At 38.7% G+C, this 22,727-nt stretch carries 23 protein-coding genes; 11 read left to right on the forward strand and 12 right to left on the reverse strand.

All coding sequences use genetic code 11. From position 1 onward, the window contains the following. Window positions 1–22: 22 nt before the first annotated feature. From bufB to AC5NT5_RS07370, 3 genes are read left to right on the forward strand one after another with little or no spacing between them, the layout of a single operon-like run. Window positions 23–853, forward strand: a complete 831-nt coding sequence (gene bufB, locus AC5NT5_RS07360) for an MNIO family bufferin maturase (protein WP_494513152.1) — start codon at window positions 23–25, stop codon at window positions 851–853. Continuing rightward, the gene (locus tag AC5NT5_RS07365) at window positions 850–1,623 is read left to right on the forward strand and encodes an HvfC/BufC N-terminal domain-containing protein (protein WP_182681392.1); all 774 of its coding nucleotides are present in this window, start codon (window positions 850–852) and stop codon (window positions 1,621–1,623) included. Before bufB ends, AC5NT5_RS07365 begins: the two co-directional genes overlap by 4 nt. Window positions 1,624–1,664: 41 nt before the next feature. Then, window positions 1,665–2,534 carry a DMT family transporter gene (locus AC5NT5_RS07370; RefSeq protein WP_494513151.1) on the forward strand — a complete coding sequence of 290 codons (870 nt, stop codon included), beginning with the start codon at window positions 1,665–1,667 and terminating at the stop codon, window positions 2,532–2,534. 6 nt (window positions 2,535–2,540) lie between these two features. Here the strand turns inward: AC5NT5_RS07370 and AC5NT5_RS07375 are convergent, their stop codons facing one another. The 7 genes from AC5NT5_RS07375 to AC5NT5_RS07405 form a co-directional block, all read right to left on the reverse strand. Continuing rightward, window positions 2,541–3,239 (reverse strand): M15 family metallopeptidase, encoded by a 699-nt coding sequence (locus AC5NT5_RS07375; RefSeq protein WP_024595106.1) that lies wholly within the window; start codon window positions 3,237–3,239, stop codon window positions 2,541–2,543. Next, the gene (gene dapE, locus AC5NT5_RS07380) at window positions 3,239–4,369 is read right to left on the reverse strand and encodes a succinyl-diaminopimelate desuccinylase (protein ID WP_188160857.1); all 1,131 of its coding nucleotides are present in this window, start codon (window positions 4,367–4,369) and stop codon (window positions 3,239–3,241) included. The genes AC5NT5_RS07375 and dapE overlap by 1 nt, the downstream gene beginning before the upstream one ends. After that, a complete protein-coding gene (locus tag AC5NT5_RS07385) occupies window positions 4,366–4,713 on the reverse strand; it encodes an ArsC family reductase (RefSeq protein WP_002959693.1) in 348 nt (115 codons plus the stop codon). The genes dapE and AC5NT5_RS07385 overlap by 4 nt, the downstream gene beginning before the upstream one ends. A 4-nt stretch (window positions 4,714–4,717) precedes the next feature. Beyond that, the gene (locus tag AC5NT5_RS07390) at window positions 4,718–5,215 is read right to left on the reverse strand and encodes a PTS glucose transporter subunit IIA (protein WP_002959694.1); all 498 of its coding nucleotides are present in this window, start codon (window positions 5,213–5,215) and stop codon (window positions 4,718–4,720) included. Between the two features lie 3 nt (window positions 5,216–5,218). Next, complete coding sequence (locus tag AC5NT5_RS07395) at window positions 5,219–5,605, reverse strand: ACT domain-containing protein (protein ID WP_002959696.1); 387 nt, start codon at window positions 5,603–5,605, stop codon at window positions 5,219–5,221. A 227-nt stretch (window positions 5,606–5,832) separates the two neighbouring features. Beyond that, the gene (gene pta / locus AC5NT5_RS07400; RefSeq protein ID WP_002959697.1) at window positions 5,833–7,992 is read right to left on the reverse strand and encodes a phosphate acetyltransferase; all 2,160 of its coding nucleotides are present in this window, start codon (window positions 7,990–7,992) and stop codon (window positions 5,833–5,835) included. 1 nt (window position 7,993) lies between these two features. After that, window positions 7,994–9,208, reverse strand: a complete 1,215-nt coding sequence (locus AC5NT5_RS07405) for an acetate kinase (protein WP_188160855.1) — start codon at window positions 9,206–9,208, stop codon at window positions 7,994–7,996. Between the two features lie 283 nt (window positions 9,209–9,491). Here AC5NT5_RS07405 and yfbV point away from each other — a divergent pair, with 283 nt between their 5' ends. Then, window positions 9,492–9,938, forward strand: coding sequence for a terminus macrodomain insulation protein YfbV (yfbV, locus tag AC5NT5_RS07410; protein ID WP_024596543.1), 447 nt, complete (start codon window positions 9,492–9,494; stop codon window positions 9,936–9,938). Here yfbV and AC5NT5_RS07415 read toward each other — a convergent pair. From AC5NT5_RS07415 to xthA, 3 genes are read right to left on the reverse strand one after another with little or no spacing between them, the layout of a single operon-like run. Continuing rightward, window positions 9,935–10,750, reverse strand: coding sequence for a putative RNA methyltransferase (locus AC5NT5_RS07415; protein ID WP_494513150.1), 816 nt, complete (start codon window positions 10,748–10,750; stop codon window positions 9,935–9,937). The genes yfbV and AC5NT5_RS07415 overlap by 4 nt on opposite strands. Beyond that, window positions 10,747–11,394, reverse strand: a complete 648-nt coding sequence (locus AC5NT5_RS07420) for an energy-coupling factor ABC transporter permease (protein WP_494513149.1) — start codon at window positions 11,392–11,394, stop codon at window positions 10,747–10,749. Before AC5NT5_RS07420 ends, AC5NT5_RS07415 begins: the two co-directional genes overlap by 4 nt. A gap of 5 nt (window positions 11,395–11,399) precedes the next feature. Continuing rightward, window positions 11,400–12,206: an exodeoxyribonuclease III gene (gene xthA / locus AC5NT5_RS07425; protein ID WP_494513148.1), complete on the reverse strand. Its 807-nt coding sequence runs from the start codon at window positions 12,204–12,206 to the stop codon at window positions 11,400–11,402. A 240-nt stretch (window positions 12,207–12,446) separates the two neighbouring features. On the opposite strand from xthA, the gene AC5NT5_RS07430 reads away from it, so the two are divergent. The 5 genes from AC5NT5_RS07430 to AC5NT5_RS07450 all read left to right on the forward strand — a co-directional run bounded on the left by AC5NT5_RS07430 (window position 12,447) and on the right by AC5NT5_RS07450 (window position 16,577). Beyond that, entirely contained in the window at window positions 12,447–12,878 is a 432-nt protein-coding gene (locus AC5NT5_RS07430) for a hypothetical protein (protein ID WP_007582577.1), read from the forward strand. 227 nt (window positions 12,879–13,105) lie between these two features. Then, entirely contained in the window at window positions 13,106–13,627 is a 522-nt protein-coding gene (locus tag AC5NT5_RS07435; RefSeq protein ID WP_002959711.1) for an EF-hand domain-containing protein, read from the forward strand. A gap of 151 nt (window positions 13,628–13,778) precedes the next feature. Beyond that, the gene (gene scpB, locus AC5NT5_RS07440; protein WP_002959713.1) at window positions 13,779–14,369 is read left to right on the forward strand and encodes an SMC-Scp complex subunit ScpB; all 591 of its coding nucleotides are present in this window, start codon (window positions 13,779–13,781) and stop codon (window positions 14,367–14,369) included. Next, window positions 14,366–15,238, forward strand: a complete 873-nt coding sequence (gene rluB, locus AC5NT5_RS07445) for a 23S rRNA pseudouridine(2605) synthase RluB (protein ID WP_024595359.1) — start codon at window positions 14,366–14,368, stop codon at window positions 15,236–15,238. The genes scpB and rluB overlap by 4 nt, the downstream gene beginning before the upstream one ends. A gap of 98 nt (window positions 15,239–15,336) precedes the next feature. Further along, a protein-coding gene (locus AC5NT5_RS07450) for an IS3 family transposase (protein ID WP_494513147.1) occupies window positions 15,337–16,577 on the forward strand; the annotation gives its coding sequence in 2 pieces (ribosomal slippage) (window positions 15,337–15,694 and window positions 15,694–16,577; 1,242 coding nt in all). A 54-nt stretch (window positions 16,578–16,631) separates the two neighbouring features. Here AC5NT5_RS07450 and AC5NT5_RS07455 read toward each other — a convergent pair. Then, entirely contained in the window at window positions 16,632–17,378 is a 747-nt protein-coding gene (locus AC5NT5_RS07455; RefSeq protein WP_002959717.1) for a YciK family oxidoreductase, read from the reverse strand. A gap of 206 nt (window positions 17,379–17,584) precedes the next feature. Here AC5NT5_RS07455 and AC5NT5_RS07460 point away from each other — a divergent pair, with 206 nt between their 5' ends. Both AC5NT5_RS07460 and sohB read left to right on the forward strand, forming a co-directional pair. Next, window positions 17,585–20,014, forward strand: a complete 2,430-nt coding sequence (locus AC5NT5_RS07460; protein WP_494513146.1) for a VolA/Pla-1 family phospholipase — start codon at window positions 17,585–17,587, stop codon at window positions 20,012–20,014. Between the two features lie 100 nt (window positions 20,015–20,114). After that, a complete protein-coding gene (gene sohB, locus AC5NT5_RS07465; RefSeq protein WP_494513145.1) occupies window positions 20,115–21,131 on the forward strand; it encodes a protease SohB in 1,017 nt (338 codons plus the stop codon). Window positions 21,132–21,228: 97 nt separating this feature from the next. On the opposite strand, the gene AC5NT5_RS07470 is transcribed toward sohB, so the two are convergent. Next, window positions 21,229–22,563: a dicarboxylate/amino acid:cation symporter gene (locus tag AC5NT5_RS07470; protein WP_024606768.1), complete on the reverse strand. Its 1,335-nt coding sequence runs from the start codon at window positions 22,561–22,563 to the stop codon at window positions 21,229–21,231. Window positions 22,564–22,727: the final 164 nt, after the last annotated feature.

Below are 22,727 nucleotides of genomic sequence, written 5' to 3' on the forward strand. Positions count from 1 at the left end.
TTCAGGCTTATTAAGGAAGTTTATGAAAAATCGTTTTTTAGGTTTTGGTTTAGGACTGAGAGCCCCGCATTTTGAGCAAATTATTGCAGAGAAACCAGCTGTAGACTGGTTTGAAATTATCTCAGAAAACTATTTTGTAGCCGGTGGAAAACCTTGGCATTATTTAAATAAAATAAGAGCAGATTATCCGATTGTTATGCATGGGGTATCAATGTCGATTGGTAGTATTGACCCTATTAATAAGGACTACTTAAATCAGTTAAAAAACACAATTGCGAGGGTTGAGCCGCAGTGGGTGTCTGATCATTTATGTTTCACCCAAGTGGGCGGTGTTAATAGTCACGATTTACTACCAATGCCTTACACCTCAGAGGCACTTGATCATTTAGCAAATAAAATTTCACAAGTTCAAGATTACCTGGGGCGCGAAATGATTTTCGAAAATGTATCGAGCTACTTAACCTATAACGATTCACAAATGAGTGAGTGGGAATTCTTAGCGCAATTACATAAGCAAACAGGCTGTAAGTTTTTAATGGATGTAAATAATGTTTATGTAAGTGCACGAAATCACGACTTTAATGCAATGGATTATTTATCGGCTATTCCGAGTACTGCTATTGCGCAAATTCACTTAGCAGGACATCAAGACTTTGGTACGCATATTATAGATACTCACGATGAAGATGTTCCCGATGCGGTATGGGACTTATATGCTCAGTATGCAAAAACATTAAATCCGGTAAGTACCATGATTGAACGCGATGATAATATTGGCTCCCTTGATGATTTAATTACTGAGCTTGAGCATGCTAAAACGCTAGTGAAACCGTTTTGGGATATAAGATCATGAGTGATTTAGCAAAGCTGCAACAACAGTTTATGAATTTACTGCAAGGAGAAAGTTCGGATATTAGCGAGCAAATTGCGCAGCAAGGGCAGTTAAATACACAACAGCGACTCTCTATTTATCAAAGCGCTTATAAAATTCGCTTAAGAGCCGTGATTGAGCAAGATCACGAACAGTTGGGTATTTACTTAGGTGATGATTTATTTGAGATGATGGTTGATGGTTATTTAGCTTTATATCCTTCAACTCATACGTCACTACGAATTTTTGCAGAGAAACTACCAGATTATTTAGCCGCTAATACTCCTTTTAGTGATTACCCCATACTTGCAGATATAGCCAAATTTGAACGACTATTACTAAGTACTTTTGATGCAAGCGATAAAACATTACTCAATGTATCAGAGCTTGAAAGTATTGAACCTCAGCAATGGCCAACTTTACTATTAAAATTACATCCAAGTGTACAGTTAGTTGTGTTTAATACGTTGGCGGTTGAAAGTTGGCAGGCAATAAAACAAAAGCAAACACCGCCAGAGCCAAGAGTCTCAGAACCTCGCTTTTGGGTTGTAGCACGTGATGCTCAAAGGCGCACACAATATTTAAGCGTTGATGCACAAGAATACCGCTTACTGAGTTTATTAAAACAAAACACACCCTTTGCACAGTTATGTCAATCCTGTTTAAATGAACTCCCGGGTGAGAAAATCGCTGGGTTTTTAATTACTAAAATTAATCAATGGCTTGAACGTGGTTGGTTAATTAGCGAGTGAGTTAAAACAATATAATTATTTTTCGTTGCGAAGGAATTTTTTTGAAAGCCACCATATACACATTAATTGCTTTAATTGCGTTTGCCGCAAATTCTCTATTTTGCAGAATGGCCTTAGCAGAAGGTTATATAGATGCTTGGAACTTTACTGTTATTCGCTTACTTAGCGGGGCTGCATGTTTGGGCATTATAATGGCTATTTATACCCATAATTTAAAAGGTAAAGGCACATTCAATCCCGCTATTTTAAGTGACAGAGGAAGCTGGCGAAGCAGTATTAGCCTGCTTGTTTACGCGCTTTGTTTTTCGATTGCCTACGTAGAGCTAGATACCGGTACCGGTGCACTAATTTTATTTTCTGCTGTGCAACTTACTATGATTGGCTGGGGTATTTATCAAAAAGAGCAATTAAGCGTACTCCAGTGGTGTGCATTTATAGTGGCGTTATCTGGTTTTGTATATTTAATGCTGCCATCTGCAGCGGTGCCTTCATTATTAGGTGCATCACTTATGGCACTCAGTGGTGTGGCATGGGGTATTTACAGTATTCGCGGTAAAGTGTGCGTATCGCCACTGCGTACTACTGGGTTTAACTTTATAAGAAGCTTAGTTGCTATCCCTGTTTTATTACTTGTAGGTATGAGTTATTTAAAAAATATGAGTATTGAAGGGGTATTACTTGCGTGTGCCTCGGGGGCAATAGCGTCTGGAGTTGGTTATAGTGTTTGGTATGTAGCAATGCCACTACTTAAAAGTACCCAAGCTGCGGTTGTGCAACTTTGTGTGCCGGTACTTGCTGCCATTGCTGGTGTTATGTTTTTATCAGAGCAGGTAACAGTGGAGTTTATAGTAGCAAGCTCGTTAATATTAGGGGCCGTGCTGGTGTTTATTTTAAATAAAAAGAAGGCTTAATAAAACCTAACCTTCTTTTAGGTGTGGGCTTACGTTTGTTACAAAGCGTTTATAAATAGCAGGTAAGTTATCAAGTATTGCCTGCTTACCCTGTAGTTCACTGTTTTTTATGCATTCAAAAAGTACTTGCTCGCTAAGTTTATTCACTAATAATTGTGATTGCTTAATATGGCTTATATGCCAAAGCTCAGGTGCTACGCCACCTAAATCATGCTGGTAAGGGCGATAAAAACCAAATTTAACTAAGTTAGTATCAAGCCAATTACTTAAAGGTGCAAACGGCCCACCTTGCAGGTATTCATCAGGTGTTAGCTGTAGCTTATAATCATCACTCACCGCAGCTTTATCAAACACATCTAAGTCAGTCCCTAAATGGTGTCTGCTTGCGCCAGGTAGTGCAGAGTAGAGCATTATTGCTATGCATTTATCTACATCATTTAATTTAGTTAAATTTACAACCTTTTGCTGTTTATTATAAACAGGTCGAATACCTAAAAACTTATTATTCCAAATAATTGATTGGCGTTCAAAGTCGCGAAAACTTGAGGCAATAGTAAGATCAAATCCCGCTTTTTGAGCTGCACTTTGCAGCGCTAAAAAGTCGCTAATAATAGCGCTGTGCAAGCGATGATTTTGTATGTCAGTTAAATGTGTATCACTTTGCCCTGTGATACACATTATCGATGTTGGTTTAGTTACATCCATTATGCTAAAAGTTGCTCTAGTATTTGCTCGTAAATGTCGGTAAGGGCTATTAAATCATCGGTACTTACGCATTCATCTACTTTATGAATAGTTTCGTTACGTGGGCCAAGTTCAATTACTTTAGCACCTGTTTGTGCAATAAAGCGACCATCTGATGTGCCGCCGGTAGTTTCTAGGTTTGTGGTTAAACCGGTTACTGATTTAATCGCTTTTACTGTGGCATCAACAAGTGGACCGTGCTCGGTAATAAAAGGCAAGCCATTTACTATCCAGCTTAATTCATAATTTAAGTTATGCTTTTGCAGTATGTCATTTACACGTTGTTGTAATTGCTCATGTGTTACTTGCGTGCTAAATCTAAAGTTAAACTGTACTTCTAGCTCACCCGGGATCACATTACCTGCACCTGTGCCGCCATTAATATTTGAAATTTGAAAGCTGGTAGCAGGGAAGTATTCATTTCCGTTATCCCACACCGTTTTGCTAAGCTCTGTAAGGGCAGGGGTTGCTAGGTGAATTGGGTTTTGTGCTAAATGTGGATAGGCGACATGCCCTTGTACACCCTTAACGGTTAAAAAAGCGGTAAGTGAACCTCTGCGGCCATTTTTAACAACATCACCTAATACATCTCGTGATGAAGGCTCGCCTACTAGGCACATATCAATTTTTTCACCGCGCGCCTCTAGCGTATCAATTACACGGGTAGTCCCGTTTATAAACGGGCCTTCTTCGTCAGAGGTGATTAAAAAAGAAATTGAGCCTTTATGATCTGGGTGCTTAGTAACAAACCGCTCGGTTGCAACAAGCATTGCAGCTAACGAGCCTTTCATATCGGCAGCGCCGCGCCCATGTAATAAACCGTCTTTTATTAATCCTGAAAACGGCGGGTGTTGCCAATTTTTCTCTGGGCCTGTTGGCACAACATCAGTGTGGCCTGCAAAACAAAAATGCGGTGATTGTGTGCCTTTTCGAGCCCATGTATTTAATGTGTCGGTAAAAAATAATGACTCTATATTAAAACCAACCGCAGCAAGGCGGTCGTTCATCATCTGTTGGCAGCCAGCATCCTCGGGCGTTACTGACTCACGTTGTATTAGTGCTTGGGCAAGTGCAATTACATCATCTTTCATGATTTAAATATCTCATCGTATTGAGCTGCTTTAAAACCTAAATGGTAACTGCCATTGTTAATAAGTACTGGGCGTTTGATCATGGCAGGTTGTTCAACTAACAATGGGATAGCACTTTCTTTAGTCAAACTCTGTTTTTGCTCATCAGTTAATGCGCGATAAGTTGTGCCACGTTTATTAACAAGCTGTTCCCAATCGAGTTTATCTGCAAAATCACTTACCATTTGCTCATTTACGCCATCTTTGCGGTAATCATGAAACGTAAATTCGATGTTGTTGTCGGCTAAGTATTTTTTTGCTTTTTTTATCGTGTCGCAATTGCTAATACCGTATAGAGTGATCATAAATTTAGTTCTTCTTAATAATAGTTAATAAGGTATCTACATCCGCATTTACATGCGAATGTGAGTAATGAAATGTGCCGAGATTATGGCCGTTAAGTAAGATTAAACTGGCCAGCATAGGCGTTTCTAGTTCGCGTAAATCAAAATAAGCGAGGCGCTGGCCTTTACTTATTTCACTACCATTTAATTGTGCAATATGAGTATGTGTAATTGATTGCGAACCGGTAATAGTTAAGTTGATTAAAACTTTTAAACCATTTTTAGCCTGTAAAATAAACTCAGTACCTGCGTTTTTTACTTGTAATAACGTGCCATCAAACGGCGCTAAAATTTTGTGGCTACTGAGCTTTACAGTAATACCAGGACCGAGAATACCAAACCTAAAAATAGGTTCGGGGTGTTCTTGAAGCGGTATTACTTTACCTGTAAATGGGCTTGTAATAAGGATGGCACTGCGGGGCGTTTTATTGAGTGCTAGATATTCAATTGTTTGTGCTTTCATATGCTATTGGGCCACCACGTTGTAACCATCTTTTTTTAAGGCGTTAAGTGCTAGTGAGGCCGTTTGCTTTTTTACTAAAATATAATCGGTATCGTAGGTTGAGATTGAAAAAATAGAAATTTTAGCGCGTGCTAATACACCCGATATATTAGCCATTATTCCGGTCAGCGAAAAACCAAGTGGGCCAACCACCTCAAGTGCTTGCCAATCAGATTCGGTATCTAAACTCTCTATTTCAAAGCTACTAGGGCAAACAATAGATAGTTCATCCTGGGTTTTAGATATAAAAAATAAAGGAAGCTTGAGTAGCGCCGCAGGTATATCGGCGTCAACATCTAAACTGTGAATAGATAAAACCGTGCTGTGTAATTGTAATGTTTGTTTTGACATTAAACGCCTGCGATACAGCATTATTGATAGCTTTATAGTATAGATTATTGCCTTTAAGTTAAAGGTGTAAGCGTGACTAAAATGAGCATTTGGAAGTGGGTTTTAATAGAGATTAAAAACTTACCCACAATTTCTGTGGATAAGTATGGGGGTTGCAGGGTATAAATAGCCTAACTACTTAATTATTAAATAAATAATAGCTAGGCTATAAAAAGCACACGTTGTGTTTAATGTGCTATTAGCGCTTCTGCTTGGGCTGCCTGAATTGCAGTTAAAGCGATTGTATACACAATATCATCGACCAATGCACCACGGCTCAAGTCGTTTACGGGTTTGCGCATACCTTGAAGCATAGGGCCGATACTTATTAAGTCGGCACTGCGTTGTACTGCTTTATATGTTGTATTACCTGTATTTAAATCTGGGAATATAAATACAGTCGCTTTACCAGCTACAGGGCTGTTAGGTGCTTTTTTAAGTGCTACATTTTCCATTATAGCGGCATCGTATTGTAGTGGGCCGTCGATAATTAAATCAGGACGTTTTTGCTTTGCTATTTTTGTGGCTTCACGTACCTTTTCAACATCGGCACCCGTACCTGACGTACCCGTGCTGTAGCTTATCATGGCTACACGTGGCTCTATGCCAAATGCAGCTGCAGAGTCGGCAGATTGAATCGCTATGTCAGCAAGTTGTTCAGCATTAGGGTCGGGGTTAATTGCACAGTCACCGTAAACTAACACTTGATCAGGTAGCAGCATAAAAAATACGGAAGATACCAGTGATGATCCTGGCGCTGTTTTAATTAGCTGCAGGGGCGGGCGAATTGTATTGGCAGTGGTATTTACCGCGCCCGATACTAAACCATCTACTTTACCTTGCTCAAGCATCATTGTGCCAAGTACGACGTTATCTTGTAGTTGCTCTTGTGCTACAACGGCAGTTAGGCCTTTGCTTTTACGAATTTCGACCATAGGCGCAATATAATCATTTATAATACTTTTTGGCTCGATGATACTTACATGTTCGTTTAGCTCAATACCTTGCTGCTGTGCAATACGCATTATTTCTTCGCGATCGCCAAGCAATATAGTTTTAGCAATGCCACGTTGACCACAAATAGCAGCCGCTTTAATTGTACGAGGTTCATTCCCTTCTGGTAATACTACGGTTTTATCTGCTTTACGTGCTTTATCGGTTAATAAATAACGAAATGCAGGTGGTGATAACTTACGCGTTTTGCCTACACTTTGAGCTAGAGTATCGAGCCAGCTTGAATTGATATGCTCTGCATTGTGATCTTTTACTTTTTCAATGCGTTGGTCATCATCATTTGGTACTTCCATATTAAAGTTATGCAGTAATAGTGATGTGCGCCATGTGTCGGCATCGGTTGCGAGTATTGGTAAACCGGTTTGCATGGCTTGTTCACACAAAGCCATAATGCGTGGCTCTGGCTCAAAGCCACCGGTGAGTAATATAGCGCCAAGTTTAGTGCCGTTCATAGCAGATAAACACGCAGCAACAAGTATGTCTGAGCGATCGCCCGGTGTTACTAATAAAGCCCCTGGCGTAAAATAATTTAAAATATTAGAAACCGTACGAGCACAAAAAGTGATACGACGCAGGCGACGATGAAGCATATCGCCTTCGTTAATTATTGTTGCTTTCAAATACGCGCTTAAGTCTTTTACGCGTGGCGCTACTAAGTCAAAATCCCACGGGATTGCGCCAAGCAACATAAACGGATTCTTTTTAAAAATAGGTAAAGACGCTAAACGATTTAACTCGTTTTCAAGCTCTTCGGGTTTGTAAGCGTCGACTAAATCGGCGCGTGCACGGCCCTCTTCATCAAGTGGCGCATTTACTTTATTAAAAATACAGCCCAGTACACGAGGATGATCGATTCCACCGTAATTACCTGCTGCAATTTCTAGACGGTCTTCTATTTGAGTAATGGTGTAATTACCAGGGGTAAGTACAAATACAATTTCAGCGCCGAGTGTTTGCGCAATTTCGCGGTTTACACGCCCAGCATAAGGTTGGCGACGAGTAGGCACCATACCTTCAATAATAGCTACTTCATCGTCGTTTATTTTACTTTCAAAGCGTTCAACAATTTCCTCTAGTAGATCATCACCTTTACCGTCGCCAATCATTTGCTCAGCATAATCAAGAGCAAAAGGGGTGGGTGGGTTAATAGGTGAACCTTGAGTGACTATTTGTGTTGATTTTTCAGGACCAGTTTCGCCTGAACGAGGCTGAGCGATGGGTTTAAAAAAGTTAACTTTAACTGTTTTTTGCTCAAGAGCGCGAACTAAACCAACTGATACCGACGTTAAACCCACACCGGTAGACACAGGAATTAACATAATACGACGTGCCATATTAAAGCTCCTTTACGATGTTAGCGGCATCAAGTGCAATAACCCACTCTTCGTTGGTCGGCATTACTACCACTTTGGGTGAAGTATTGGCTGAACTAATAATACCTTGATTACCAAAACGTGCATCAAGATTGCTCTTCTGGTCACAACTGAACCCTAAAAAAGCTAATTGATTAATGACATTTTCACGTATGATATCGGAGTTTTCGCCAATGCCGCCAGTAAATATAAGTGCATCTAAACGTTGTAATGGTACCATGTAGGCTGCAATTTGTTTGCCTAGTCGGTAGCAAAAAATATCCAGCGCTAAACGTGCTTGTTTATGTCCGGCAATAGCGGCTTCTTCAATCGTTCGACAATCGTTAGAGAGTTCGCTAATACCTAGTAGGCCGCTTTCTTGGTTTAATAAATTATCTATTTGCTGAGCGTTGTAACTAAGCTGTGTAGTTAAAAAATTAAATAAACCGGGGTCAATATCTCCACTGCGAGTACCCATAACAATACCTGCCAATGGCGTTAAACCCATACTAGTATCAACACTTTTACCATTTTTTATTGCAGTAACAGAGCAGCCATTACCTAAATGCGCACTAATGAAATTACTCTTCTCTATAGGCTGATTTAATAATTTAGCTGTTTGTCCTGCTACATAGTAATGACTTGTGCCATGCATACCATAGCGTCTTACACCGTAGTCTGTATAAAGCTTATAGGGTAGGGCATAAAGGTAGGCAACTTCATCCATAGTTTGATGAAATGCTGTGTCAAATACTGCTACTTGCGGTAAACCTATAAATGAAGCTTGTGCAGATGAAATACCTAACAAGTTCGCATGACCATGTAGCGGCGCTAAAGAAGACGCTTTAGTAATACCGTTAATTACGTCTTCATCAATTAAGACTGACTTTGTGAAATGCTCTCCGCCATGAACAACACGGTGCCCAACAGCAATAAGGTGCTCATCAAGGTTATGATCCTTTATTAAGCTTACAAGCGTATTTATAGCCTCAGCATGTGCTTGATTAGCCGCTAAGTCGATAACCGTCTTAGTTCCATTAAATTTGTATTTAATGGAGGGGGCTTTGGCGCCCAAGCGTTCAGCAAGGCCTGATATAATTTCGTGACCGTCGTTTGCATCAATAATGGCAAACTTTAAACTAGAGCTACCACAGTTTAAAACTAAAACATGTTGGGATTCAGGGGAGGTTGTTGGCATAGATTCAATTTCCATAAACAAATTTAGTAAGTGAACGTTAATACGTGATAGTTACACTTACGGTATTAAATAAAGCTAAAACAATTAAATGTTCAACTGCAAAGTGGTTAACTCAATGTTAAATATTTTACCTTATTTATGATGTTTAAGTTAGGATTGTTCGCCATTAAAGGGGAAATTTAAGCTCTTTTACTGAGAAAGTGTAACTCCCTCATTTTGTGTTACACTTTGGGTATAGCTCGTTTTCTATTGTATTTAAAAGCAGTATCTGTGAGGAGTCATGATGCAAAAAAGTGTGATGTCACAACTACAAACAGGCCGTTTGTATGGTAAAAAATGGCCAATGCGTAAAGAGCTTGCGCCTTTGTTTTTAGAGTTTAGAGTGATTAGAGCGACTGAGCTTGCCATTACAGTAATGCCAATCTTGGCCATGTTAACGTTGTTTTTTCAGCTTAATTACTTAGGATCTGATTTTTTACCGCAAGCTATTGCGAGTGCATTATTTTTTATATCGCTACCTTTACAAGGTTTATTTTGGTTAGGTAAACGAGCGCAAACGCCTTTAGATCCTGCAATGCAAAAATGGTACAACGAGCTGTACACTAAAATGGCGGCTAATGGATATCAAACGCAGTTAAGTGAGAACAAGCCCCGTTATATGGAGCTTGCTAACTTACTTAAAGATATGTTTGAAAAAATGGATAGAGCATTTACTAAAGAGCAGTTTTAGCGGGTTATACCATCATCTATTTTGGTAAACTGAGTAATATAAAATGATAAGGTGACATTGTGTTCACCCTTTTCTTCGAGTGCTGTCCAGTGCTCGGGTCTAAATTTCCATGCAAATGGCGTCATCATTATTAAGTTTTTAATATCAGTAAAGCTAAGCGCTACATGCTCTGTTAAAAGAGCCTGTTCTGATTTTTGAAACCCTTTTGGCGTGGCTATTTCAGTATGTTCGTTTACTTCTGAATATATATACGATTTTAGCTCTTTTAAATGATAAGGGCCTGGGCTTGCTACCACTAATGTTGCGTTTTTATTAGCAAGACGTTCAATCTCTTCCTCAAACAAAGGTGCAAATACGCTAATAAGTACATCAGCAAATTGACTTTTAAAAGGCGCTTGGCTAATTGATGCAACACTAAAATGGCAATTAGGGTAGCGCTTTGAAGCATATTTCACGGCAGATTTTGAAATATCGACACCGTATACAACTGCGTCTGTTTTACTTGCTATTGCTTGGGTATAAAACCCTTCACCGCATCCTAAATCTATAACCGTATTCGCACTTATTCGACCGACTAAATCGCTAAGATTTTGTTGTAAAAAGCGGTAGTATCCACGCTCTAAAAATGCGCGTCTAGCTTGTACCATTTCAAGGGAGTCACCCGGTTGTTTTGAATTTTTTTGTTGTACTGGAAGTAAATTAACATACCCTTCTTTGGCAAAATCAAAGCTGTGGTTATTAGCACAACGAAGTGTTGAATCAGCTTTCAAAAGTGCGAGGTTACATAGCGGGCATTGATATTGTAGACTCATGAGTCTAGGTAGTCCTTATCGTAAAAAGTTTTTACCCAATGCGGGCGATAGGTGATCATAATTGTTATAGCCATGCCGTTGAGCATTGCTTCAGGAAACCAAATTATGGCACTTAAATAAACGTAGTTATCTGCAAGTTCTTGCCAATTGTATTGCCCTATAGCTAAGTAAAATAGGGCACCTAGGCTTATTTTTATACAGGCTATAAACCCTGCAGTTATAAACGCACAAACAAATATATAAACAAAAAAATGACGAGGTAAATACTGGTAACTAATTATAAAGCCAAGGTAGCTTAGTAAAATAGGAATAAACGCACTAATAAGCAGTTGTACTGGTAACAGTTCAAGTTCAATTTGACCAAATACAGCTAGTAGGGCTGTGGCAAGTAGGCTACTTAAAATCGTTAATCGCCAGCCTAAAATTAATGTAGCGGCGGTAACACCTAGTATGTGTAAATCAAGGCCCGTTAAAATTCCTGCCTTTATTCGCCAAAGCACTGCAAACACTAACGCACACGCAAAAACTCCAGTTTGACGGGCTGGCGTATTAAGCAATGTTTTGTATGTTTTTTTATCAAAGCTTAGTAGGGCAATAATAATTACAAGGGCCCAAAGTAGCCCTTGTATTGTTATGCTGAGCATAGTAATTACTTAAATGTTGACCATATAGGGGCATGATCTGAGGGTTTTTCAATACCGCGCAGTTCGTAATCAATACCAGTATCTATACAGCGTGCTGCGAGCTCATTAGTCGCAAGTACTACATCTATTCGAAGTCCTCGGTTATCTACAAACCCTTTAGAGCGATAGTCAAACCACGAATATTGGTCGTCTGTTTCTGGGTTTTGTTCTCTAAAGGTGTCTTTAAAGCCCCAATTAAGTAATGTTGCAAGCCATTCACGCTCTACCGGTTGAAAAGAACATTTACCCGTTTTTAACCAACGCTTTGCATTTACGTCGCCAATACCAATATCTAAGTCAGTAGGTGATATGTTTATATCGCCCATAACAATGACGTCTTGATCGGGTGTGTGGTTGGTTTCAAGGTGTGTCATTAAATCTTTATAAAATTGTCGTTTATAAGGGAATTTAGTTTCGTGATTAATATTATCACCTTGTGGGAAATAGCCATTCATGACTGTAAGGTCGCGACCGTTATCTTGTTCAACAGTGACGCTTATCATGCGTTTTTGCGATTCCTCTGTATCGGTAGCAAAGCCTTTTAAGACCGATTTAGGCTCTTTTTTGCATAACATAGCTACGCCATAATGGGCTTTTTGGCCATGAAAGTAGACGTGATATCCCATTTTTTGTACATCTTCTAGTGGGAATGCTTCGTCATGAACTTTAATCTCTTGCAAGCCAATAACGTCTGGTTGATGTTTGTCGATAATTGCTTGTAATTGATGAAGACGAGCACGCAGACCATTGATATTGAAAGAAATCACTTTCATAAAATTTACCTTGAAATTGGTTCTATTTAATAGCTTAAATTGTATCAGTAAATACGCGTACATAACATGACTGAAATGAGAAAATAGCTGCGCAAATGTTGATCAATTGGTGGGTAAAGTTTAAACATTGTAAATGCAGCATTAATTTTTTAAATAAATAAAAAATTCAATTGAACTTAACTTTATTGAATATATAATGCGCGAAATTCACTTGTTTAGCTCGTTCAAATAGGATCTCTCATGAAAACTCAACTACTTTTAGCTACTGCTTTATTAGCATCTGCAACTGCTTCAGCACAAAGCAATACTTACTTCAGTCAAGATAATAAAATTGAATCTAAGTTATGTGTACTAAGCGCAAACGAAGGCTTTAGTGTTGCTCGTAAAGAAGCTGCTCAGCACGGCGTTTACTTATCTCGTTTTTCTAAAAGCATTTTATGTAATGGTGAAGATATTCGCGATATTGCTAAAAAAACGACATTAAGCAACGCATCAGTTGAGAAAGTAGAAGTATTTGCAAAAGACGCTCAACAAGAAACTCAATTATGTATGACGGCTTTAAAACAAGGTTTAGCACCTGTTCGTCAAAAAATTGGTAACTTAAACTCATTAAAATGTAATGGTCAAAACGTTACTGAGTTTGTTAAACGCTACCAAAACGCAGCAATCTAATTATTAGCTGAACTATATAACTAAAATTGAGATACCTGGTTTTTTACCGGGTATTTTTTTGCAAAAATTACAAGGTTGTTTGCAAAGCTTGCAAGCTTAACTTATTGAAACTGTTCAATAAATGCACCAATCAAGATTAAGTTGTTGATTCTTATAAGTTAACTATTATTGGCATTGGATTTGTATTAGTTAAAGTGACATTTAATTAATTACGAAGGATACGTCTTATGAAAAAGTTAACATTAGCAGCCACTATTTTAGCATCATTAAGCCTAGCGGCTTGTTCATCTAATCAAGGTCTTGAAAGAATAGACAGTGACTTTGCAAGTTTAGATAATGACAGCGATGGCTACATCTCAAAAGTTGAAGCTGATGACGATAGCATTTGGGGCCATTTTTCAAATATTGATACCAATATGGATAATGAAATTAGCCGCAAAGAATTCAACACTTACATGAAGTTAAACAATGGTAAAGTAGCCACTGATTCTGAAGTAAGTGAGTCGGCATTTAAAGCTGAAATCGCTAAATTTGATAAAATTGAAAGTAGCTTTTCAAGCTTAGATAACGACAGTAATGGATATATCTCGGTAGTTGAAGGTAACGATGATGATATTTCAAATCACTTTGGTTACATGGATAAAAACCAAGATAAGCGCATTAGCAAAAGCGAGTTTATGGGTTACATTAAAAAATACGGTAACGCAGTAGCTGAAGATGATGCATTAGAAGCCATTAAACACAGCTAATATTTGTTGTTTTAAAGAGTAAATTAGAAGCCAGTGATAATCACTGGCTTTTTTGTGTTTAAAATCTAGTTATTTAGTAGATATATTTTCCTAGTTTGGCGTTGTTCTGTCATAATAGATGGCTGTGTATTTTTATTTGTTAAGAGTGTGTATGGCGGGTCGGCGAATTAGTGATGAACAACTAGTTGAGATCATTGAAGCAGCTATTTTTGTTGCAGATAAGCCTGTGAGTAAACGCCACCTTAAAGATACTGTATTAATAGATTTAGCTATTTCTATGGCGCGAATAAACGACGCAATAGATACAATACAAGAACATTTTCAAACTCGTGGTATTCGCTTAGTTGAAGTTGGTAGTGGGTATCGGTTTCAGGCATGTAGTAGTTTAAGCCCTTGGTTAAATAACTTGTGGCAAGAACGCGCACCAAAATACTCGCGTGCTTTACTGGAAACATTATCACTTATTGCATATAGGCAGCCCATTACGCGCGGTGAAATTGAGCAAGTAAGGGGTGTTACTACGGGTTCGAATATTATTAAAACCCTACTCGAAAGAGAGTGGGTTAAAGTGGTAGGGCATAAAGAGGTTCCGGGTAAGCCGGCTTTATATGCAACTACTAAACAATTTTTAGATTATTTTTCGTTAACTGGACTTGAAAACTTACCTGCGCTGCCAACAGAGCAGCAAAGTAAAATTAACCAGTTATTGAGCGATCCTTCTGTGAGAGAACCATCCGAATGAGTATTATACAAGGTGAAAAGTTACAAAAAGTCTTAGCCCGTGCAGGCGTAGGCTCACGCCGTGAAATGGAAAAATACATTGATGCAAACCGCGTTAGTGTAAACGGTAAAGTGGCAAAGTTAGGTGACCGTGTTGAAGAAACTGATTTAATTCGTGTAGACGGGCACACTGTAAAGATTGAAGAAAAAGCAGATAGAATCTGTCGTGTGATTATGTATAACAAACCCGAAGGTGAGTTAAGCACACGTAAAGATCCTGAAGGGCGTCGTACAGTATTTGACCGACTTCCTCGTATTGATGGTGAGCGTTGGATTGCCGTTGGCCGATTAGACGTTAATACTTCGGGTTTGATGCTTTTTACTAATGATGGTGAATTAGCTAACCGCTTGATGCACCCAAGCTATGAAGTAGAGCGTGAATACTCTGCGCGTGTATTTGGTGAAGTAACCAATGAAACGGTTAAAAACTTACTACGTGGTGTTGAGCTTGAAGATGGTCCAGCCAAATTCACGACTGTAACCCCTATGGGTGGCGAAGGCGTTAACCGCTGGTTTAACGTAACGTTAAATGAAGGACGTAACCGTGAAGTACGTCGTTTATGGCAGTCTCAAGATGCGGAAGTATCTCGTCTTATTCGTATTCGTTACGGTAAACTAGAGCTTGATAAGCGCGTGCCACAAGGTGGTTGGATGGAGTATGATTTAGAAACAGTAAACTACTTACGCAAAACCGTTAAATTAGGGCGCGAGACACAAACTAAGCTTTCTGTTATGCCTGAAAAACGCAAAGATAAACGCGCTAAAATCAACCAGATCCGCAAAGCAGTTAAAAAACACAATCAACGTGTTAAGCCTACTAAACGTAAATAATAAATTAGTTATTTATTGAACACAAAAAAGCCGCTAATTGCGGCTTTTTTAATGTGTTTGTCTCGTCCTGAAATGTGTTTACACATTTAGGATTTATTATGACCAAGTCAAATAATACACCGCTCAAACGAACACAACGAGATTATTCATTAGGCTTTAAATTACAAGTTGTTCACGCTGTAGAAAAAGGCGATATGACTTATAAACAAGCCCAAAAAATTTATGGCATACAAGGTCGTTCAACCGTGCTTACTTGGTTAAGAAAACACGGTAAGATGGATTGGACTCAATCACCTAAGATAACTATGCCTACATCACCTAAAGCCAAAGAAAGTCCCGCTCAAAAAATCAAACGCCTCGAACGAGAGCTTGAAGATGAGCATTTACGTAACCTGTTACTCAATGAAGTGGTTAATATTCTTGATGCGGAGCATGGGACAAGCCTTCGAAAAAAGTATATTGCCAAGGAGCAAGAAGCCTTCAAAAGCAAAAAATAGTTAGCTTAGAACGTGCTTGCAAGCTGCTTGGTATAACGAGACAAGCGATATATCAACGAGAGAGCAGAGCTAAATTGCGTGCGATTGAACTCGCACCAGTTAAAGCGATGGTATTGGAAATACGGCGCTTTATGCCGCGTTTAGGCGGAAGAAAATTATACTTTCTACTTAAACCCAAGTTCATAGAGCAAGGCATAAGTTTAGGTCGAGACACTTTCTTTAGTTACCTGAAAAATGAACATTTATTGGTTAAGCCTAAGCGTAGTTATACAAAAACTACGTTTAGTAAACATTGGATGAAAAAGCATCCTAACTTACTTAAAGATAGGCAGCCATCGAAGCCAGAAGAGGTATTTGTAAGTGATATAACCTACGTTCAATCAGCGCAAGGTGTTCACTATCTATCGCTAGTAACTGATGCGTATAGTCGAAAAATTATGGGATATGAACTCAGTGATGAAATGAAGGCGACAGATGTGGTTAAGGCATTAGATATGACCATCAATAATCGTCAGTATCAATGTAGTACGATTCATCATTCAGATAGAGGGTTGCAGTATTGCTCGCGGGTATATCAAGTAAAGCTTAATGAAAATGGCATTATTCCATCAATGACCGATGGCTATGACTGCTATCAGAATGCACTGGCGGAGCGTATTAACGGCATATTGAAGCAGGAATTCTTACTCTATAAATGCCAAAACCTAGAAGAGCTAAAGCAGCTCGTCGATGAATCGATATTGATATACAATGAATTGAGGCCGCATTTAAGTTTAGGAATGAAAACACCAAACCAAGTGCATAAAAAAGACCAGGAGCAAAAGCTACTGGCCTTCATTTAAAACCGTCAACGTATTTTAGGACGGGACAGTTGTTTAAATTTTTTAAACTCTAAATTACTTTTTTACTTGAGCATCTAACGATTCGCCATTCACTTTACTAGAATCATCGCTCATCAAGTATAAGTAGGTTGGCATTAAATCTTCTGGTGTAGCAAGCGCGTCTCTATCTTCTCCTGGGTATGCAGCAGCGCGCATAGAAGTGCGAGTAGCGCCTGGATTAATACAGTTTATACGAATATTCGTTTTGCCTACTTCACATGCCCATGTTTGCATCATGCCTTCTACTGCAAATTTTGAGATGGCGTATGGCCCCCAAAACTCACGGCCTTTGCGGCCTACACCTGATGACGTAAATACTATCGATGCATTATCAGACTTACGAAGAACAGGAAAAAGCGCTTTAGTGATCATCGCTTGCGCGGTCACGTTTACTTTCATTATGTTTTCGAACGTAGATGAGCAAAAATGTTCAAGTGGACCAAGTGACCCTAAAATACCTGCATTATTGAGCAAGCCATCAAGGCGGCCAAATTGATATTCTATTGTTGCAGCAAGGTCACGATAGTTTTGTTTAGTTGCACCTTTTAAGTCCATGGGCACAATTGCAGGTTTAGGGTAACCTGCATTAACAATTTCATCGTAAACACATTCAAGTTTATTAGTTGTTTTTCCTAATAAGATAACTGTAGCGCCGTATTTTGCATACGTAATTGCTGCTACTCGGCCAATACCATCACCGGCGCCTGTTATTAAAATAATTTTATCTTTAAGTGCGTTTTCAGCCGCTTGATATGTGTGCATAAAAGTACCCATTCATCTATTTTTTTTGATTTTAACATAGCGAAACGTGAAGTAATCGAATTTATTGTAAAATTAGGTGGCGAAAATAGAAACTTTACGTTAAGTTTAACTGGTCTAATGTCTCATTAATAACCTGATTACATTGTTTTAACTTAATACACTGATTAAACACACTATAAAAATAAAATATGTGCGGAGCCAACAATATGAAAAAAATGCTACTTTCACTCTCTGTTACAGCTGCCTTGGCAGGTTGTGGCGGTGGAGAAACGTTAGAAGATGTTAAGAACGACACAGCAACCGTTATTCCAACAGCAACGGTTACATTTGACCCTGCTGCAGGTATCTTATCGGTACCTAATGATTTATTAATGAGTGGAACCCAAGACGGTACACTTAATATTCCTGGAGAATTAGATGACGACAATGTGTCTATTTCTCGAGCAGCTTATGCTGACCCTCAGCTTGCATTAGGTGCACTTGATGGTTGGTCTTCGCAGGTTCCTTATAAAATCGATTTAACATTTCCGCCAAATGTTAGCTTAGATGAAACGTCTGCTGGGACACCAGGTACAGTTCGCATTTTTGAAGTAGTAATGGGTGCAAGTTTAACTGACGCAGAATGTTCAGTTGTTGCTGCCGGTACAGCTTGTAAATTGGTCGGTGAGCTTACTTTTGGTGTTGATTTTGTTACTCAAGCTTCTGGTGATGCCGTTGCAATTATTCCTTTAAAACCATTTACGGCAGGTAGCTCATACATCAATGTACTAACGACTGGTCTTAAAGATTCATTAGGACGTTCTATTGAGCCTTCTTCTACTTATGGGCTGGTTAAGCAAGAAGCGCCATTAATTACAGAAGCCCAACTTGGTTTGCAGGGCGCTGTTAACAGTTACGAAAATGTAGTTGTAAGTTCAGGAAATATAACAAAAGAAGATATTATTTTTTCTAGCGCAATGACTATTCAGTCTGCGGGGCCAGTACTTGGGACAATTAAAAAATTGCTAGCTGCAAGTTTGCAACAGCCTGCGATGCCAACGCCTGCGCTTCAAGTTCCTGAACAACCGATGGTAAATGTACAACAGGTATTTGCTTCTCAGGGTGTAGAAGTGTCTGCTGCTTTCTCTGGTGTGCAATATCAAAAAGGTAGCATTATGCTACCGATGTATTTAGGTACACCAACGGGTACTGATATTAGTGATTTAAGTGATACATATTGGCAAGGTATGTGTGATAACGCGGTGGCAATAATCGGTTACAAGGCCGTTGCTGGTGATGCATTTCCGACAGATCCTATTAGTGAAAATGATGGTTTATGTTCTGCATTAAGTGACGGGCAATTACGTGACTTAGGACTAGATAGCACACGTCATTTAACAAAATATAATTCCATTCCAAAAGTACAAAGCATGGCAAATGTGCCAGTGCAAGTTACTAAGCCTATTTTACCAATAATTAATGGTGTACGTGCGCAGTTACAATTAGATCCTATCGCAATGCCTGATAGCGGATGGCCAGTTGTTATTATGCAACACGGTATTACAACACAAAAAGAAAGTATGCTTGCTTTAACGGCGCAGCTTTCTATTCAAGGCTTTGCAACAGTTGCTATTGACCATCCAAGACATGGTGAGCGTGGAATAGATGTTGATGGTGATGGAACAGACGATTTTAATGCAACAACGGGTTCTGTGCTTAGTTACATGAATTTAAGTTCATTACTTGTTGCGCGTGATAGCTTACGTCAATCAGCGGCTGATTTATTAGGTTTACGTTTAGGTCTAAACTTTATTAATGATGCAACGATTAATGCGCAAGATGTAACTTACATTGGTCATTCATTAGGCTCTATTGTAGCCCCTGCATTTATTGCACAAGCTAATAACCCATTAGCGCCAACCGTTGATCCATTATTTAATGTAAACACAGTAGCACTTGCAAGCGGCGGCGGCGGTATAGCTAGCTTCTTACTAGAATCAGCTGCATTTGGTCCATTTATTCAAGGTTCAGTACTTTCACAAGCAGGTACAACAGAAGCTGATGAGTTTAACGCGTATTTACAAGTTGATGCAGTGTCTAACTGTGGTGCAGTATTGCCAGATATGGAAGCATATTTAACCTGTGGTTATAACGAGTATGTAGCTTCGTTAACTACAGCTGGTGAAACAAGTAAGCTTACTAATATTCAAGGAGTGTTTACTCAATTTGCATTTGCGGCGCAAACAGCACTTGATAGTGGCGATCCAACTAATTACGCAGCCACTGTGAAAGCATTAGGCACTCCTGTTTATACTAATGTTGTTGTGGGCGATGGTGTTGATAACAAGCCAGACCAAGTGATACCACCAATGGCAGCTAATAATCCTATTTCTGGCACAATCCCATTAGCTAACTTGATGGGTCTTGAAGCAGTAAGTACTTCGCAAGCATTGAGTGAAACACCAACAAGCTACTTAGTTAAATTTACTAAAGGGCATCATGGTTCTATATTAACGCCAGCTCAAGATGCTGCACAAGCTGCAACTGTTGAAGACAGTGCTGCCGCTAATACAGAAATGCAGTTGCAAGTAGCTACTTACTTAGCTGCTCGCGGTCGAATGTTATTAGTTTCCAACCCTGAGGTTGTGACTGATTAATAACCAGTAAAATAATTAACCTTTAAAAGCCACTGAAAAGTGGCTTTTTTTTGCTTTAAAGCATGCTAAATTAGCTGAAATTTATAAATGGAGAAACCAGTTGGAATTTTTATACGAATACGGTTTGTTTTTTGCTAAAACAATTACTTTTGTTATCGCTATAGCAGTTATTCTAATGCTAATAGTTGGCGCTGCAGTTAAGCCTAAAGCCAAAAAAGGTGAAATACAAATTGACGACATATCAGAGCAATTAGTCGATCTTAAAGAAAGTTTTCTACAAAATACGCTGGGTAAAAAAGAGTTTAAAACGCACCAAAAACAGCTTAAATCGCAAAGTAAAAAAGCAGATAAAGATGAGCCTAAACCTCGTTTATATGTAATTGACTTTGTAGGTAGTATGGACGCTCACGAAGTAGAAAGCTTACGAGAAGAAATAACAGCCATTATCTCTATTGCTAACCCAAGTAAAGACAAAGTACTTATTCGTTTAGAAAGTGGCGGCGGAGTAGTGCATGGCTACGGACTTGCTGCATCTCAGCTACAGCGTATTAAAAATGCCGGTATTCCTTTGAGTGTTGCAATTGATAAAGTAGCAGCGAGCGGTGGTTACATGATGGCGTGTGTAGCCGATGAGATACTGGCAGCCCCTTTTGCCATAGTTGGATCTATTGGTGTGATAGCTCAAATACCAAACTTTAATAAAATATTAAAGAAAAATGATGTTGAATTTGAGCAAATAACTGCAGGTGAGTTTAAGCGTACGCTTACTTTATTTGGTGAAAACACAGATAAGGCCCGTGAAAAGTTTCGTGAAGAAATTGAACAAACACATAATTTATTTAAAACGTTTGTAAGCACTCAGCGCCCAAGCTTAGATATAAACTTAGTTGCGACAGGCGAGCATTGGTTTGCAACGCAAGCGATTGATAAAGGTTTGGTAGATGTTATAAAGACAAGTGATGATGCATTGCTGGAGCAGCAACATGAGCGCCAAATTTATAAGATTAAATACAAAATTAAAAAGGGATTAAGCGATAAGCTAGCTCTTGGCCTGAGTAGTGGTGTAAATAAAGTGGGAATAAACTTACTCTCTAAATTTAAATCCCTAAATCCTTAGATTAGAATCTTTCTTACGATTTAGTTTAATTATTTTTACTCGAAAAAAAACCTTGATGTATTGCATCAAGGTTTTTTTATAGCTGTATAAATGTAGCTTAAGAGTCAATAGATTTATGATAATCTTCTAAGTCTTTAGCTGCATTAGGGTCGTTAAAGATGCTCTCATCAAGTTCCCCTTCCGATTTAGCCACAACACAGGTAACCATACAATCACCGGTTACATTAACTGCTGTACGTGTCATATCTAGCAAGCGGTCTACACCGATAATAATTGCAATCCCTTCTACAGGTAAGCCAACTTGGTTAAGTACCATGGCCAGCATAATTAAACCAACACCAGGTACGCCTGCTGTACCTACAGAGGCAAGTGTTGCTGTTAATATAACCATTAGATAATCAGAAATTGTTAAATCGACACTAAACACTTGTGCAATGAATACGGTAGCCACACCTTGCATAATAGCAGTGCCATCCATGTTAATGGTAGCACCCAGTGGGATAGTAAATGAGGCAACCGAGTTATTAGCACCTAGTTTTTTAGTAGCAGTTTCAAGTGTAATAGGCATAGTTGCGCTTGAGCTCGAGGTACTAAATGCAAATAAGCATGTGTGCTTCATTTTTGCTAAGAAAATAAGCGGGTTTAAGCCCGTTAATATTTTTAAAAGCAATGTGTAGTTTACAAAAGCATGTAATAACAGTGCAAGCACTACAACGCCAAAGTATTTGGCTAGGCTAACAATTAAGTTAAGCTCAATTGTTGTAAATAGTTTTGCCATTAAAAAGAACACGCCATAAGGTGCAATGTTCATTAACAGCGTAACTAGTTTTAAGATTACTGTGTTTAAATCTTCAAAAACACTTGCTACGCGTTTGCCTGTTTTACCACTTAATGCCATTGCTACACCAAATAATAGTGCAAACACAATAACTTGAAGCATATTACCTTTGGCCATTGCTTCAAATGGGTTAGTAGGAAACATATCTATAATTACACGTGCAAGGGTAGGCGCTTCTTTAGCATCATAAGTTGCATTAGATGGCAAGCTTATACCTTCACCAGGGCTAAATAATAAGGCAAGTGTAATAGCTACCGTTATAGCAATAGCCGTAGTTAATAAATATAAACCAATAGATTTACCACCTAGGCGGCCTAGTTTTTTAGGGTCACTTAAGCTACAGGTACCACAAACAAGCGATACAAAAACAAGAGGCACAACTAACATTTTTAAGCTGGCAATAAATATTTGGCCACCAACATGGAAAATACCATCAACAAAAAAGGCTTTAATTGGCAAAGAGAATAACCCAAGTGGTATTAGATAATCGTCTTCACCAGCTAATATAGCCTGAAATATAAAACCTACTGCAACCCCAAGCGCCATACCAATCATGATGCGAGTGGTTAAACTCATTGAACGGATTTTTGACATATTCCCTGATCTACATTTTATAAATTTGCCATAGACTACCAGCAAGGAAATATTTACTACAGAAAAAATTAGTATTTATTTAAAATTATTTTGCGCAAAAAAGTAATAAAAAACTGAGATTTTAGACTAAGTTATAGGTTAATATTAAGTGAAAATTAATTTTG

It is taken from the genome of Pseudoalteromonas sp. J2K-J599 (assembly GCF_059295115.2).

Bases quoted from the DNA above. Each gene is read 5' to 3' on its own strand.
- bufB (WP_494513152.1), top strand. From the start codon at position 23: ATGAAAAATCGTTTTTTAGGTTTTGGTTTAGGACTGAGAGCCCCGCAT.
- AC5NT5_RS07385 (WP_002959693.1), bottom strand. From the start codon at position 4,713: ATGATCACTCTATACGGTATTAGCAATTGCGACACGATAAAAAAAGCA.
- scpB (WP_002959713.1), top strand. From the start codon at position 13,779: ATGGCGGGTCGGCGAATTAGTGATGAACAACTAGTTGAGATCATTGAA.
- AC5NT5_RS07415 (WP_494513150.1), bottom strand. From the start codon at position 10,750: ATGAGTCTACAATATCAATGCCCGCTATGTAACCTCGCACTTTTGAAA.
- yfbV (WP_024596543.1), top strand. From the start codon at position 9,492: ATGCAAAAAAGTGTGATGTCACAACTACAAACAGGCCGTTTGTATGGT.
- AC5NT5_RS07365 (WP_182681392.1), top strand. From the start codon at position 850: ATGAGTGATTTAGCAAAGCTGCAACAACAGTTTATGAATTTACTGCAA.
- AC5NT5_RS07470 (WP_024606768.1), bottom strand. From the start codon at position 22,563: ATGTCAAAAATCCGTTCAATGAGTTTAACCACTCGCATCATGATTGGT.
- AC5NT5_RS07395 (WP_002959696.1), bottom strand. From the start codon at position 5,605: ATGTCAAAACAAACATTACAATTACACAGCACGGTTTTATCTATTCAC.
- AC5NT5_RS07405 (WP_188160855.1), bottom strand. From the start codon at position 9,208: ATGCCAACAACCTCCCCTGAATCCCAACATGTTTTAGTTTTAAACTGT.
- AC5NT5_RS07420 (WP_494513149.1), bottom strand. From the start codon at position 11,394: ATGCTCAGCATAACAATACAAGGGCTACTTTGGGCCCTTGTAATTATT.
- AC5NT5_RS07390 (WP_002959694.1), bottom strand. From the start codon at position 5,215: ATGAAAGCACAAACAATTGAATATCTAGCACTCAATAAAACGCCCCGC.
- xthA (WP_494513148.1), bottom strand. From the start codon at position 12,206: ATGAAAGTGATTTCTTTCAATATCAATGGTCTGCGTGCTCGTCTTCAT.
- rluB (WP_024595359.1), top strand. From the start codon at position 14,366: ATGAGTATTATACAAGGTGAAAAGTTACAAAAAGTCTTAGCCCGTGCA.
- AC5NT5_RS07455 (WP_002959717.1), bottom strand. From the start codon at position 17,378: ATGCACACATATCAAGCGGCTGAAAACGCACTTAAAGATAAAATTATT.
- AC5NT5_RS07430 (WP_007582577.1), top strand. From the start codon at position 12,447: ATGAAAACTCAACTACTTTTAGCTACTGCTTTATTAGCATCTGCAACT.
- pta (WP_002959697.1), bottom strand. From the start codon at position 7,992: ATGGCACGTCGTATTATGTTAATTCCTGTGTCTACCGGTGTGGGTTTA.
- AC5NT5_RS07435 (WP_002959711.1), top strand. From the start codon at position 13,106: ATGAAAAAGTTAACATTAGCAGCCACTATTTTAGCATCATTAAGCCTA.
- AC5NT5_RS07460 (WP_494513146.1), top strand. From the start codon at position 17,585: ATGAAAAAAATGCTACTTTCACTCTCTGTTACAGCTGCCTTGGCAGGT.
- AC5NT5_RS07375 (WP_024595106.1), bottom strand. From the start codon at position 3,239: ATGGATGTAACTAAACCAACATCGATAATGTGTATCACAGGGCAAAGT.
- dapE (WP_188160857.1), bottom strand. From the start codon at position 4,369: ATGAAAGATGATGTAATTGCACTTGCCCAAGCACTAATACAACGTGAG.